The following is a 14057-nucleotide window of genomic DNA, read 5'->3' as shown; positions in this document are numbered from 1 at the left end:
AGGTTTCAAATGGAAAAGCTTCGGAAAGAGAGTTGGAAGAATCCGGTTTTGGCAACTCTCATTGTTCTATCCATGTATGCAGGTATTTATCTGATTGCCTTTCATCTGATTAGTGACACCATGCTTTCTAAGGAACTGGTGGTCGGGAATATATTGCTCTATACTCCCATTGTACTATTCCTAACAGGTCTTCTTTATGGATTTTTTCACGGTTTTTCTCCAAGCCTTCTTGCCTTGGTTTTACTGCTTTATCCTGTAACCATCTTTTTCTTTAAGGAATGGATTGTTCTCTATCAGATTGTCTACACCTTATGTGCTCTGATTGGAAATGGGATAGGAGCTCTGCTATTTTCTCTAAGAAAGAAAATGAGGAAAAATCCTTGAAAAATCAGAAAATCCTTGTTATAATAGCCTCTAGAGACTTATCAATTCTAGGAAATCTTTGAGAGAGTGGGCGGTTGGTGCAAGCACATAGAGGATAGGATTGACACTACTCGGTATGATTTTATGCAAACATAAAAGGGTGGTTCCCTTATCGCCAATCTGAGGTAGTCAGGCTTTTCAGCGTGACTGCGAATGAAGGTGGAACCACGTTACGACGTCCTTTTGCGAGGGCGTCGTATTTTCTTTTTTGACAAAACAAGGAGATGAAGTTGACCAGCATTCCACAAGAAACGATTGACCGTTGCCTAGCCATTCGCAAGGCTTACAGAGAGTTGGAAGTCAAGCACCACGACAAAGAGTGGTCCATTGAGGAGTGAAACAGTCTGGGGATAGACTGTTTCAGCTCAACAACTTAAAATAAAGACTTGTTGACCAATGATATTGGCAGTATGAACCGCCTGATTATGACCAAGCAGGGTCGTTACTATGATGAAACGCCTTATACTTTGGAGCATAAACTGGCTGAAAATATCTGGTGGTTGATCGAATTAGCCGATCGACTGGATATTGACAGTCAAAAAGAAATGGAAACCTGATAACTCAAAAAGAAGAGTTACTGGGGATTAAAAATAAAAAAATAGAAAGGACTAGGGCATCCGTATTTGGTTGAACTGAATACGGGCTACGGACTGGGCCAAAAAGATAAACGAGAACTAGACGCTTGCGTCGTCGTTCTGTTTCCTATTTTGTCTGTGTCCGCTTAACGCCCTTTATATCTTATATTATGATTCATATTACTTTCCCAGATGGTGCTGTTCGTGAGTACCAAGCTGGTGTGACTACTTTTGAAATTGCGGAGAGCATCAGCAAGTCTTTGGCTAAAAAGGCTCTTGCTGGTAAGTTTAATGGTAAATTGATTGACACCGCTCGTGCCATTGAAGAGGACGGCACGCTTGAAATCGTAACGCCTGACCACGAGGATGCCTTGGACATCTTGCGTCACTCAGCAGCTCACTTGTTTGCCCAAGCGGCTCGTCGTCTTTTCCCAGACATTAAGTTGGGGGTTGGTCCAGCTATTCAGGACGGTTTCTACTATGATACGGACAATGCGGCTGGTCAGATTTCAAATGAAGACCTGCCACGCATTCAGGAAGAAATGATGAAGATTGTCAAGGAAAACTTCCCTTCAGAACGCCGTGAGGTGACCAAGGAAGAAGCTCTTGAGATTTTCAAAAACGATCCATACAAGTTGGAATTGATTCAGGAGCATTCTGATGATGAGGGCGGTTTGACCATTTATACCCAGGGTGAATACGTTGACCTCTGCCGTGGCCCACACGTTCCGTCAACAGGCCGTATCCAGATTTTTGAATTGCTCAACGTGGCTGGTGCCTACTGGCGTGGTAAGAGCGAAAATCCGATGATGCAACGTGTTTATGGTACAGCTTGGTTTGACAAGAAAGACCTCAAGGCTTACCTTCAAATGCGTGAGGAAGCCAAAGAACGTGACCACCGTAAACTTGGTAAGGAATTGGACCTCTTCATGATCAGCCAAGAAGTTGGTCAAGGCTTACCATTCTGGTTGCCAAACGGTGCAACTATCCGTCGTACCTTGGAGCGTTACATCACAGACAAGGAATTGGCTTCAGGTTATCAGCACGTCTACACACCACCGTTGGCTTCGGTTGAACTCTACAAGACTTCGGGTCACTGGGAACATTACCATGAAGACATGTTCCCAACTATGGACATGGGCGACGGTGAGGAGTTTGTGCTTCGTCCGATGAACTGTCCGCACCACATTCAAGTTTATAAAAACCATGTGCGTTCTTACCGTGAATTGCCAGTGCGTATCGCTGAGCTTGGTATGATGCACCGCTATGAAAAATCTGGTGCTCTTACTGGTTTGCAGCGTGTACGTGAGATGACTCTTAACGACGGTCATATCTTCGTGACACCTGAGCAAATCCAAGAAGAGTTCAAAAAAGCTCTCCAGTTGATTATCGATGTGTACGCAGATTTTAACCTAAACGACTACCGTTTCCGCCTGTCTTATCGTGACCCAGAGGACAAAGAGAAGTACTATGACAACGATGAGATGTGGGAAAATGCCCAGCGTATGCTGAAGGGTGCCATGGATGAAATGGGTGTGGACTACTTTGAAGCAGAGGGTGAGGCAGCCTTCTACGGTCCGAAGTTGGATATTCAGGTTAAGACTGCCCTTGGTAATGAGGAAACTCTGTCAACCATTCAGTTGGACTTCCTCTTACCAGAACGCTTTGGCTTGACCTACATTGGTGCTGACGGTGAGGAGCACCGCCCAGTCATGATTCACCGCGGTGTTATCTCGACCATGGAACGCTTCACTGCCATTTTGATTGAAACCTACAAGGGCGCCTTCCCAACTTGGTTGGCTCCAACCCAAGTGACTATGATTCCAATCTCTGTGGAAGCTCACTTGGATTACGCTTGGAAGGTTGCCAAAGAATTGCAAGACCGTGGCGTTCGTGTACACGTGGATGAGCGGAACGAGAAGATGCAGTACAAGATTCGTCAGAGTCAGACTAGCAAGATTCCATACCAACTCATCGTCGGTGATAAGGAAATGGAAGACAATGCTGTCAACGTTCGTCGTTACGGAAGCAAGGCAACACAAACTCAGTCTGTATCAGAATTTGTGGACCATATCTTAGCAGATATTGCTCGCAAGTCACGTCCAGCTGATGCTGAATAAATAAAGTAAGAAGTCCAAAAGGGCTTCTTTTTTGGTATAATAGTCAAGGAAAGTGATGGTAGTAATGAAGAGAGTAATAAAAGTTATTGTAGGTCTGATGTTAGGAATTGTTGGTTTCTTTATTGTCATGATAGTTGGTTTGTGTCTCTTATTTAGTCCTAGGGTGGCTAGTCGAGAGGAATTGATATCGTATCAGATGATGCTTGAACAGGGGATGGAGTCATATGGTTTCACTGGTAAGGTGGAGTTGACAAAATTTCGTCCTATAGCCATTGGTAACCCATGGGATGTTTTAGAGTATGATTATACCGAAGTTATAGACGGTCAGTCAATTACACTTCAATCCTCTGATACTTTGGTCAATAACCGAATTGAAGGACAGGAGGCATTAAACGGACTACTAAATATGACGGTCTATTTTGATGATAGTCCAAGCGGAATGTTGTATCAATTTGATGGTATCGTTGACCAAGCTATGTGGCATCAGCCGAGAGGTAAATATTTACTGAATCAGGCACAGCAGATATTTAAATTGATGGAAGAAAAAGATTTCACTTTGTTTGAAGTGGATGGTAGGCTTGAAACTCAGGATGAAAAACTGATAAAGTTTTATGAAAAGGTAGAGGAAAATCGCTATAATGGTCGGGCTTTTGCAGGTTTTTATGATATTAATTTAGACTGGCTCATGGAGGAAGAAATGGCGGTAATTGAAGTTGAATTTTTTAATAAGAAGGACCTTGGTTTAGAAAACGACTTAGTAGAGGAAGATAAATTACTAGCTGATTTAAAACAGAAAGTCGAAACATTTGACTATTCTAATGTGGAAGACGGAACCTATAGAATTGGTTTTCGTAGACCTGGAGTGCAGTCGACAAGTTTTTTCGTAACAATCAAGGTAAAAGATCATCATTATTCATTCTTAAAATAGTTGTTACAAACACAAAAACTCCCAACCGACTGGCTGGGAGAAATCTTACTCTATGCTGCTCGCCCAAGACTTAGCCACATAACGTGACAGGCTTGAGATGGCAAAGTTGATGCTAAAGTAAATCAAGGCGACCATGAGATAGAGGGCGAAAACTTGTTCTGCCTCAAAGTAGCGTCCCATGAGGATTTGACTAGAACCAAAGAGTTCTTGCAAGGCGATAACGGAGTAGAGGAAACTAGTGTCCTTGATGACCGTTACAATCTGCGAGATGATGGCTGGCAGCATCTTGCGAATGGCCTGCGGCATGATGATATAGACCATGATTTGCACTGGAGTAAAACCCTGTGATAAACCAGCTTCGGTCTGGCCCGGTCCGATGGCGTTGAGACCACCACGGATAATCTCGGCCATGGCTGCCGTGGTAAAAATAGTAAAAGCAGTGATACCAGCAGGCGTTGACTTCATTTGGAAGACCAAGAAGACAGTGAAAATCCACAACAAGTTTGGGACATTACGCACAAACTCGATATAGATTGTCGCAATCCACTTGAAGAGTGGATTTTTTCCATTTCGCATAATGGCCAAAATCATACCAAACAGGACAGACAAGACCACGGAAATACTGGAAATATAGAGAGTGAGTTTCAAGCCGTTCCACAAGAGTTGGAAGGTTGAAGGTTTGAGTAATTCTAAAACATAATTCATCGTTCAACCTCCTCTTAGTGTGAAAATGCAGACTTATTCTTTTCTTCAATACGACGGCCCCAGCTTGCAACAGGGAAGCACATGATGAAGTAAAGGAAAGCAGCACCAGCAAAGGCTGGTATGTAGTTGGCATTCATGGCAGACCAAGATTTTGTCATAAACATAATATCAGCTCCAGAGATAATGGCAACAGTAGCCGTATTCTTGATTAAGTTTACTACTTGGTTGGTCAAAGGTGGCAGAATCGTAGGAATGGCCTGTGGCAATATGATGATTCGCATGGTTTCAGCCTGGGTAAATCCCTGTGAAAGTGCGGCTTCAGTTTGCCCGGTAGGCACAGCCTCAATCCCTGCACGAATGACCTCTGCGATATAGGCACCGTGATAGAGGCCCACGCAGATAACAGCTGTCCAGTAGATGGACGGCATGAGGACATAATTTGAAATCAGTGGAAGTCCATAATAAACAATCATGAACTGAACCAAAAGCGGTGTATTTTGATAGTATTCAACATAGACACGTGCGATGATTTTTAAAACTTTATTTTTACTTGAAGAGAGACTACCAAAGACAATTCCTAAAAACATGGCCATGATAAAGGCCCCGACAGAAATGGCTAAGGTAAAGAGAAAGCCTTGGAAAAAGGTTGGGAAATCCTTGAAATAACTGACCCAATTCTCCCAAGAGTAAGGACTAGTTGTTAAAACTGTCATATTGTTTCACCTTTCTATTCGTCAGTTTCTGTGACTGGTTTGAGGCCATTGGCATCATAGATGCTTTGTAGGCTAGTATCGGCAGTCCATTTTTCTACGAGACTATTTAAGTAGTCGTTAAGGTCTTTGTTAGATAATTTAGTAACAATTCCATAGTCAGAAGCTGAGAAGCTAAAGTCCATGAGTTCAGATTTCGAGCTGATATACCCAGAAAGGATAGATTGGTCTACAGAAAATGCGTCTGTACGGTGAGCACGTAGCGAGACAGAGAGTTCTGGATAAGAACCAAGTTCAGCAAAGTTTACTGAAATGCCATACTTATCTGCTAGTTCAGAGATGAGGGTACGTGTAATAGAACCCTGAGCCACACCGATTGTCTTTCCATCCAGGTCGGTAAAGGTCTTAATTCCGCTATCCTTATTGACCAAGAAGCCAACGGCATCTGTGTAGTAAGGAGTTGTGAAATTGTAGAGCAACTTGCGCTCCTCGGTGATGGTAAAAGTTGCGATGACCATATCGACTTGACCGTTATCAAGCAGTGGTCCGCGAGTTTGTGCCGTAACAGGGGTAAATTCAATCGCCACCCCTAACTCGTCCGCAATTTTGCGAGCAATGTCAATCTCCATTCCCTCGAATTCACCAGTATCAGGGTTCTTGTAGCCAAAGTTAGGAACGTCCTGTTTCACTCCGACGCGGAGCACGCCCCTATCGATGATAGCTTGAACTTGATCACTATTGGTAATGGATGCGGGTGTTTCTGTTTGAGCTACTGGTTGTTTTGCGAAAACGAGAAGAATAAGTCCGAAGACCAATAATCTAATTGCAAAGAAAATGTTGATTTTTTTCTTATCCATAGACTTCCTCCTAGAGTTTTACTTTGTCAGATTCGTGGTTGATAATCTTGCTGAGGAATTGTTGGGCACGAGGCTCTGTCGGGTTATCAAAGAAGCCATTCACATCTGTTGTATCAACTAAAACTTCTCCCTCGGCCATGAAGATGATGCGATCAGCTACTTCACGGGCAAAGCCCATTTCGTGTGTTACGACAATCATGTTCATCCCGTCACGTGCCAATTTTTGCATAACTGCAAGTACATCGCCGATAGTTTCTGGGTCCAAGGCAGATGTTGGTTCATCGAAGAGTAGAAGCTCAGGTTTCATAGCTAAGCCGCGAGCGATGGCGACACGTTGTTTTTGGCCTCCGGATAGCATAGCAGGGTAGGAATCCTTCCGATCCCAGAGGTTAACAAACTCAAGATACTTTTGAGCGGTTTTTTCAGCCGTAGCTTTATCGATTCCCAAAACCTTAATAGGTGCCAAAGTAACATTTTCTAACACGGTTTTGTGTGGGTAAAGGTTAAAATGCTGGAAAACCATGCCAACTTCTTTGCGAAGTGATACGAGCTCTTTGATAGAAGTAGAGGAAATATCATGTCCGTTGACAATGAGCGTTCCTTCATCAATTGCCTCTAAACCGTTAATCGTGCGAATGAGAGTAGATTTTCCGGATCCGGAAGGTCCAAGGAGAACGACAACCTGTCCAGGTTCGAATTCCAAGTTGATATTGTGTAGGGCGTGGTAGTCGCCATAGTATTTGTTGACATCTTTAAATTCTACTAAAGCCATAAAATTCTCCTTGCATAGTGTTTTTTAGGTATTCCCATCTTAGCACTGCCTATATACAATGTCAAGTAAATTCTGACAATTTAATGTATTGTATGTTATAAAATGTGACATAGCTGTGTCAGGTGGTTTTGAAATATGAATTTTTTAGGTAAGTTTGATATAATAGAAGAAATAAAGCAAAGGTAAGATACTAATGAAAAAAATATTAATTGTAGATGATGAAAAACCAATCTCAGATATTATTAAGTTTAATATGACGCGCGAGGGATATGAAGTTGTGACAGCTTTCGATGGACGTGAAGCCTTGGAAGTCTTTGAGGCTGAGTTTCCTGACATTGTCATTTTGGACTTGATGCTGCCAGAATTGGACGGACTAGAAGTCGCTCGAACGATTCGTAAGACCAGCAATGTTCCAATCTTGATGTTATCTGCTAAAGATAGCGAATTTGATAAGGTTATCGGGCTTGAAATCGGGGCGGATGATTATGTGACCAAGCCCTTCTCTAATCGTGAATTGCAGGCGCGTGTTAAGGCTCTTCTTCGTCGTAGTGAATTGGCAGAGACGCAGACAAATATTGAGTCAACAGGGACTCCAGAGTTGGTGATTGGCGATTTGGTCATTCTGCCTGATGCGTTTGTCGCTAAGAAGCATGGCAAAGAGCTGGAGCTGACCCATCGTGAGTTTGAATTGCTCCACCATCTGGCCAAACACTTAGGTCAGGTTATGACTCGAGAACATCTATTGGAAACAGTTTGGGGTTATGATTACTTTGGTGATGTCCGCACGGTGGATGTAACGATTCGTCGTCTGCGTGAGAAAATTGAAGATACACCAAGCAGACCAGAATACATTCTTACTCGTCGCGGAGTGGGATATTTTATAAAAGGAAATGATTAATCAATTACGTTATTTAATGACCACGGCAGAATTTTGGTTTGTTGTCATTTTGATTGGCTTTCTAATTGCTCTGACGGTCCTTTTGATTGAAAACTATCGGGATAATAAGCAAATTAAACAACTCAATCAAAAAGTCAACGCCTTAATTGAGGGGAATTATGCAGATGTGTTAGACATGAGGGGAAGTCCTGAAATCACAGACATGGCGAATTCTCTTAATGATCTGTCCGAGGTCATCCGCTTAACTCATGATAATTTAGAACAAGAAAAGACGCGTCTGACTTCCATCTTGTCCTATATGAGTGACGGTGTTATTGCTACAGACCGTATCGGACGGATCATCATGATTAACGATATGGCCCAGAAACAGTTGGGGCTTTCTAGCCAAAAGCAGGAGCAGTATCACCTGCTCGAGGTTTTAGATTTATCAGATCGTTACACATTGAGAGATTTGTTGGCTCAGACACCTGAGATTGTGATTGATCACACCAATGAAAACGAAGAATTTCTGACTTTACGCGCTAATTTTGCCACGATTCGTAGTGAGAGTGGTCTGATTTCTGGCTTGGTTGTCGTCTTACATGATATGACCGAGCAGGCCAAGGAAGAACGGGAACGTAGGCTGTTTGTGTCAAATGTGAGTCATGAATTGCGTACGCCATTGACTTCCGTCAAATCCTATCTAGAGGCTCTGGATGAGGGAGCGCTAACGGAGTCTGTTGCACCGAGTTTTGTTAAGGTATCCTTAGATGAGACCAACCGCATGATGCGGATGATTACAGACCTCCTAAGTTTATCGCGCATTGATAATCAGGTTGGTCAGATAGATGTCGAACTGATAAACTTTACTGCTTTTGTGACCTTTATTCTTAACCGTTTTGACCAAATGAAAAATGCTGATTCTGATAAGGTCTATACGATTGTTCGTGACTATCAAATCAGTCCTATTTGGGTTGAGATTGATACAGATAAGATGACTCAGGTTTTGGATAATATCTTAAATAATGCCATTAAATATTCGCCAGACGGCGGGACAATTACCTTCAGCATGAAGACCACAGATAGCCAGTTGATTGTGTCCGTCTCAGACGAAGGTCTGGGGATTCCGAAAGCAGATTTACCTAGAATTTTTGACCGATTCTATCGCGTGGACAAGGCACGATCTCGTGCCCAAGGTGGTACAGGTCTTGGTTTAGCTATTGCAAAAGAAATCGTAAAACAACATAAGGGCTTTATCTGGGCTAAAAGCGAATATGGTCATGGCTCAACGTTTACAATTGTCTTGCCGTACAGCAAGGACATCGCACTAGATGAGTGGGATGATTCAGATGAGGAAGAATAGGAGAATATGATCGGAAAAGGTTTTAATTATAGTATTTTAGCTTCGGGGTCCAGCGGGAATTGTTTTTACTTGGAAACAGATAAAAAGAAAATCTTAGTGGATGCTGGCTTATCAGGGAAAAAGATTACCAGTCTTTTGGCGGAAATTGACCGAAAGCCTGAGGATATTGATGCTATCCTGGTAACGCATGAACATAGTGATCACATCCATGGTATCGGTGTTTTAGCACGTAAGTATGGGATGGACATTTATGCCAATGAATTGACCTGGCAGGCTATGGAGAGCAAATTGGGCAAGATTGATGTGGCTCAAAAACATATCTTCGAATTGGGTGCTATGAAGACTTTTGGCGACCTAGACATTGAGTCCTTTGGAGTTAGTCACGATGCTGCATGTCCGCAATTTTACCGTTTTATGAAGGATGACAAATCCTTTGTTATATTGACGGATACAGGCTATGTCAGTGACCGCATGGTTGGAATTGTAGAAAATGCCGATGCTTATTTGATTGAATCGAACCATGATATTGAAATTTTGCGCTCGGGTTCTTATTCATGGAATTTGAAGCAACGGATTCTATCCGATAAGGGCCATCTTTGTAACGAAGATGGAGCTGATGCCATGATTCGCTCACTTGGAAATCGGACCAAAAAGATTTACCTAGGGCATTTGTCAAAGGAAAACAATATCAAGGAATTGGCTCACATGACCATGGTTAATCAGTTGGCGCAGGCTGATTTAGGAGTTGGAGTAGATTTCCAAGTCTATGACACATCGCCAGATACAGCGACTGCCTTGACCAAGATTTGACAAATTCATTTAACTTGTTTAGAATAAATATATAAAATACGTGAGGTGAAGTTACATGAATAATTAAGCTACTTATTAGTCGTTCTTAAAACTTGTTGAAAATCAATTATTTGATAATTTAGTCTTTTAGTTTGCTTTTAGTACTAGGCAACGAGCTGCAGGCTGTACTGAAGTACGGCAAAGCGAGTTAACGAAGTAATAGAAGATAAACTAAATGACTACACAAGGGATAAGACTGCTCATAAGGGCTTACTATTCATGTGACTTTTTCCATAGGGAAAGGTCATGTTTTGCATGGCTTTTTTCTTGTTCATTGAGCAGAATAGGGGCCCTTTTTGTGAAGAAAAGAGGTCTATATGGAAGTAATGAAATGTATTCAATTAGAGAAGGAATTTGCGGGACGAAGTTTGTTTACAATCAAGCAGTTGAGCCTTCAAGCTGGTCAAAAGGTTGGTTTGGTTGGAAATAACGGTGTTGGCAAGTCTACTTTTTTGAAAATCTTGCTGGGACTAGATAGGGATTTTGCTGGTCAGATTGAGGTAAAAGCAGACTGGGCCTATGTGCCCCAGTTACAGGAAAGGAGCTCGCTTTCAGGTGGGGAACAGGTTTGGAAGTCTATTCAAGAGGCTTTTGCCCAAAGACCACAGTTGTTAATCATGGATGAACCAACTGCCAATTTGGATCAAGAACATCAGAAAAAGCTGATCAAACAAATCAAACGCTATCGTGGAAGTCTACTGGTTGTCAGTCATGATCGGCATTTTCTCAATCAAATAGCCAGTCACATTTGGCATTTAGAAGAAGGAAGTATTCAGGTCTATACAGGGAATTACGAGGCGTTTGTAGAAAGTCGCCGGGCTAGGCGAGAAGGACAGCAGGAGGCTTATGAAGCCTATCAGAAAAAAGTCGCTCAACTAAAAAAAGCCCAACAAGAGCGTCAGGTCAAGGCTCAGAAGATGGGGAAGAGAAAGAAAAGTGTTTCATCGTCTGAGTGGAAAGTCAGTGCTATGATGGGTTCCTATGATAGTCAAGCCAAGTCAATGGCTAAGTCTGCTAAACAGTTAGAGAAAAGGATTGAGAGGTTGGAAAAGGTTAGTCAGCCCAGAAAGGAGGCGTGGGTAAAGATGGAAGCGAAAGGTGCTTTGGATACTGGTCTTCACAGCCTCTTTCGCTTACAGGCTGGTCAGCTCTGGATTAGGGAAAAGTATTTATTTGGTTTCCCTCAGATAGGGATGACGTTTGGGGAGAAGTTAGCCTTAGTGGGGGCGAATGGTTCTGGAAAGACTAGTTTTGTCCAAAAATTATTAAGGAAAGAATTAGCAGGCTATTATAATCCTAAGTTAAAAATTGCTTATTTTGCACAGGATTTGATAAACCTTGATGAAGAAAAGACTGCTTTTGAAAATGTTAGTTGTACCTCTCTTCAAGATAGGATGACGATTCTCAATTTATTAGGTATGTTAGGACTTTCTTACGATAAGGCTCAGCAGAAGGTAGCAAATCTGTCTGGTGGTGAGCGTGTGCGTCTCTCCTTAGCTAAGGTATTGGTGGCGGATGCAAATCTTTTGATATTAGATGAACCGACAAATTTTCTAGATATGGCAGCTATTGAGGCTTTGGAAACATTCTTGAAAGAATATGAAGGAAGTGTCCTCTTGATTTCCCATGATCAACAGTTTGTGGAAACATCTGTTCACAGTCAATGGGAGATAGTGCAAGCTTGTCTCGTGAAGAAATCATAAGAAAATATTTTCTGAAAAGGAGGCTCTGTCTAAAAAATATTTTTTGCCTGTGGTATAATAAGAAGGATATTTCTAGAATGAGGTCTTTGAAGTGAAAAAAAGAAAGAACAAGCCTTTGGAACACGATGGAAATTTTATTTCCCTTCGTTTAAATATTTTATTTTCTATCGTGATTTTTCTTTTCCTAGTTTTGATATTGCGTCTGGCAGATATGCAGATTATCAATCATGATTTTTATAGTAATAAGCTGTCTACTGCCAGTCAGAAAATCATCAGCAATGGCTCTATCCGTGGGCAGATTTACGATGCACAGGGAAAACCTTTGGTTGAAAACGAGATTCAGCAGGTTGTCTCCTTCACACGTTCCAACAAGATGTCTGCTCAGGAAATGAAAGAAGTAGCTAATAAACTCTTGCAGTGGGTCAATGTGTCGGACGTAACAATTACTCAACGTGATAAGGCAGACTATTATTTGGCGGATGAAGAAGTTTATCGTCAGGTAGTCGAGGCCTTGCCAGAAGATAAAAAATACGATTCTGATGGCAACTACCTGAGTGAATCGACAATTTATTCTAATGCGGTTGATAGTATCCCTGCTGAAGCGTTACAATATTCTGAGCAAGATAGCAAGGCGATTGAACTGTTTAAGCAGATGAATGGAGCTACTTACTTCTCTACTGTTAATTTGGTAACAGATACTCTAACTGCTGAACAGGTTGCTCATATTGTAGCCAATGAAAGTCAACTTCCAGGCATTTCAACGACTAACAACTGGCAACGGACGATTTTACCAACTTCCCTCAGCTCTATTATTGGTACAGTAACGAGTGAACAGGCTGGTTTGCCTGCGGAAGATGCGGAATACTATCTCTCCAAGGGCTACTCACCAAATGACCGTGTGGGAACTGCCTACCTCGAGAAACAATATGAAGAAGTCTTACAAGGTCAACGTGAGAAAAAACAAATCAACCTTGATCGAAATGGCAATGTCGAAAGTATTGAGACAATTCAAGAAGGGCAGCAGGGAAATAATATTAAACTGACTATTGATTTAGCCTTTCAAGATGGGGTCAATGCTATTTTGAAAAAATACTTTGAAAGTGAGCTGGCTACTGGTAGTGCACTTTACTCGGAAGGAGTTTATGCAGTCGCATTGGAACCTTCAACAGGTGCGGTGCTTGCCATGTCGGGATACAGTCATGAAAAAGGAGCAGGTAGCATAACAGAAGATGCCCTTGGTACTATTACAAGTGTTTTCACACCAGGTTCCATCGTCAAAGGAGCGACAATCAGCTCTGGTTGGGAAAATGGAGTTATCAGTGGCAATCAAGTGCAGTTAGACGAACCAATATATTTTGCAGGTTCAGCACCAATTACATCTTGGTATGGGGCCTATGGTAGTTTTAATATTGATGCGACAGAGGCTCTAGAATATTCTTCTAACGTCTACATGGTTAAGATTGCCTTAGGACTACTTGGTCAGACCTATTCAGCTAACATGTATTTGAATGATGGCGATACATTGACAAATGCCATGACTAAGCTTCGTTCGACTTTTGCAGAGTATGGTTTAGGTGCGTCAACAGGTATTGACCTGCCACTCGAATCTACAGGATTTTTACCGGAAGAGTATTCGACAGCCAACTTTATTACCAACGCTTTTGGACAGTTTGATAACTATACACCGATGCAGATGGCACAGTATGCAGCGACCATTGCGAATAATGGAACACGGATTTCTCCACACCTCGTTGAGGGAATTTATGGGAATAATGCCCAAGGTGGTTTGGGAGAATTAATTGAAACCGTATCTGGTAAGGAGATGAATCAGGTTAATATTTCCGCTGAAGATATGTCTCTTCTTCGTCAAGGTTTCTACCAAGTTGTCAATGGTAGTGGGCGCTTTAATACAGGTAGTGCTATCGGTCGTGGTGCGGCTGTGACCATCAGTGCCAAGACTGGTACAGCCGAAACCTATACAACGACAGCTTCTGGGGATGTGGTTACTGCGGTCAATACCAACGTTGTTGCTTATGCACCTAGTGATAATCCTCAAATTGCGGTAGCAGTTGTCCTACCAAATTTGACCAATCAAAGTTCAACAACTACTAAGACAATTACTCAAGAAATTATCAATTTATATCAATCACTTCACCCAATGAATTAAGGAGGCTT

At 42.1% G+C, this 14057-nt stretch carries 12 protein-coding genes and 1 pseudogene; 9 read left to right on the top strand and 4 right to left on the bottom strand.

Annotation, left to right across the window (positions count from 1 at the left end; translation table 11 throughout):
* Positions 1-9: 9 nt before the first annotated feature.
* The 4 genes and pseudogenes from GPW69_RS07430 (at position 10) to GPW69_RS07415 (ending at position 4046) form a co-directional block, all read left to right on the top strand.
* Complete coding sequence (locus GPW69_RS07430) at positions 10-384, top strand: hypothetical protein (protein ID WP_074391794.1); 375 nt, start codon at positions 10-12, stop codon at positions 382-384.
* A gap of 263 nt (positions 385-647) precedes the next feature.
* A pseudogene (locus GPW69_RS10735) lies at positions 648-1054 on the top strand (nucleoside triphosphate pyrophosphohydrolase family protein).
* Between the two features lie 114 nt (positions 1055-1168).
* Positions 1169-3118 carry a threonine--tRNA ligase gene (gene thrS, locus GPW69_RS07420; protein WP_074391944.1) on the top strand — a complete coding sequence of 650 codons (1950 nt, stop codon included), beginning with the start codon at positions 1169-1171 and terminating at the stop codon, positions 3116-3118.
* 55 nt (positions 3119-3173) lie between these two features.
* Positions 3174-4046 carry a hypothetical protein gene (locus tag GPW69_RS07415; protein ID WP_074391795.1) on the top strand — a complete coding sequence of 291 codons (873 nt, stop codon included), beginning with the start codon at positions 3174-3176 and terminating at the stop codon, positions 4044-4046.
* Between the two features lie 45 nt (positions 4047-4091).
* On the opposite strand, the gene GPW69_RS07410 is transcribed toward GPW69_RS07415, so the two are convergent.
* From GPW69_RS07410 to GPW69_RS07395, 4 genes are read right to left on the bottom strand one after another with little or no spacing between them, the layout of a single operon-like run.
* On the bottom strand, positions 4092-4751 hold the full coding sequence (locus tag GPW69_RS07410; RefSeq protein WP_024384909.1) for an amino acid ABC transporter permease: 660 nt from the start codon (positions 4749-4751) through the stop codon (positions 4092-4094).
* Between the two features lie 14 nt (positions 4752-4765).
* Positions 4766-5464, bottom strand: a complete 699-nt coding sequence (locus GPW69_RS07405; RefSeq protein WP_074391796.1) for an amino acid ABC transporter permease — start codon at positions 5462-5464, stop codon at positions 4766-4768.
* 14 nt (positions 5465-5478) lie between these two features.
* Positions 5479-6318 (bottom strand): transporter substrate-binding domain-containing protein, encoded by an 840-nt coding sequence (locus GPW69_RS07400; RefSeq protein ID WP_074391797.1) that lies wholly within the window; start codon positions 6316-6318, stop codon positions 5479-5481.
* A gap of 10 nt (positions 6319-6328) precedes the next feature.
* Positions 6329-7090, bottom strand: a complete 762-nt coding sequence (locus GPW69_RS07395) for an amino acid ABC transporter ATP-binding protein (protein ID WP_074391798.1) — start codon at positions 7088-7090, stop codon at positions 6329-6331.
* Between the two features lie 193 nt (positions 7091-7283).
* Between GPW69_RS07395 and yycF the strand changes: the two genes are divergently transcribed.
* From yycF to pbp2b, 5 genes are all read left to right on the top strand, one after another.
* On the top strand, positions 7284-7988 hold the full coding sequence (yycF, locus tag GPW69_RS07390) for a response regulator YycF (RefSeq protein WP_004298854.1): 705 nt from the start codon (positions 7284-7286) through the stop codon (positions 7986-7988).
* Entirely contained in the window at positions 7981-9330 is a 1350-nt protein-coding gene (gene vicK / locus GPW69_RS07385) for a cell wall metabolism sensor histidine kinase VicK (RefSeq protein ID WP_002935841.1), read from the top strand. The genes yycF and vicK overlap by 8 nt, the downstream gene beginning before the upstream one ends.
* Positions 9331-9336: 6 nt before the next feature.
* Positions 9337-10140, top strand: a complete 804-nt coding sequence (locus GPW69_RS07380; protein ID WP_044681030.1) for an MBL fold metallo-hydrolase — start codon at positions 9337-9339, stop codon at positions 10138-10140.
* A gap of 356 nt (positions 10141-10496) precedes the next feature.
* On the top strand, positions 10497-11882 hold the full coding sequence (gene vga(F) / locus GPW69_RS07375; protein WP_044681027.1) for an ABC-F type ribosomal protection protein Vga(F): 1386 nt from the start codon (positions 10497-10499) through the stop codon (positions 11880-11882).
* Between the two features lie 91 nt (positions 11883-11973).
* The gene (gene pbp2b / locus GPW69_RS07370) at positions 11974-14049 is read left to right on the top strand and encodes a penicillin-binding protein PBP2B (RefSeq protein ID WP_024413929.1); all 2076 of its coding nucleotides are present in this window, start codon (positions 11974-11976) and stop codon (positions 14047-14049) included.
* The last annotated feature ends 8 nt before the right edge of the window (positions 14050-14057 follow it).

Source organism: Streptococcus suis, from assembly GCF_902702775.1.
Lineage (GTDB): Bacteria > Bacillota > Bacilli > Lactobacillales > Streptococcaceae > Streptococcus > Streptococcus hashimotonensis.
Note: the sequence above shows the minus strand (reverse complement) of the source record. Positions and strands in the feature narration are given on the sequence as shown.

Excerpts from the sequence above, each read along its gene's own strand:
- GPW69_RS07405 (WP_074391796.1), bottom strand. The coding sequence starts at position 5,464 with ATGACAGTTTTAACAACTAGTCCTTACTCTTGGGAGAATTGGGTCAGT.
- GPW69_RS07415 (WP_074391795.1), top strand. The coding sequence starts at position 3,174 with ATGGTAGTAATGAAGAGAGTAATAAAAGTTATTGTAGGTCTGATGTTA.
- GPW69_RS07430 (WP_074391794.1), top strand. The coding sequence starts at position 10 with ATGGAAAAGCTTCGGAAAGAGAGTTGGAAGAATCCGGTTTTGGCAACT.
- GPW69_RS07380 (WP_044681030.1), top strand. The coding sequence starts at position 9,337 with ATGATCGGAAAAGGTTTTAATTATAGTATTTTAGCTTCGGGGTCCAGC.
- vicK (WP_002935841.1), top strand. The coding sequence starts at position 7,981 with ATGATTAATCAATTACGTTATTTAATGACCACGGCAGAATTTTGGTTT.
- GPW69_RS07400 (WP_074391797.1), bottom strand. The coding sequence starts at position 6,318 with ATGGATAAGAAAAAAATCAACATTTTCTTTGCAATTAGATTATTGGTC.
- thrS (WP_074391944.1), top strand. The coding sequence starts at position 1,169 with ATGATTCATATTACTTTCCCAGATGGTGCTGTTCGTGAGTACCAAGCT.
- yycF (WP_004298854.1), top strand. The coding sequence starts at position 7,284 with ATGAAAAAAATATTAATTGTAGATGATGAAAAACCAATCTCAGATATT.
- GPW69_RS07395 (WP_074391798.1), bottom strand. The coding sequence starts at position 7,090 with ATGGCTTTAGTAGAATTTAAAGATGTCAACAAATACTATGGCGACTAC.
- GPW69_RS07410 (WP_024384909.1), bottom strand. The coding sequence starts at position 4,751 with ATGAATTATGTTTTAGAATTACTCAAACCTTCAACCTTCCAACTCTTG.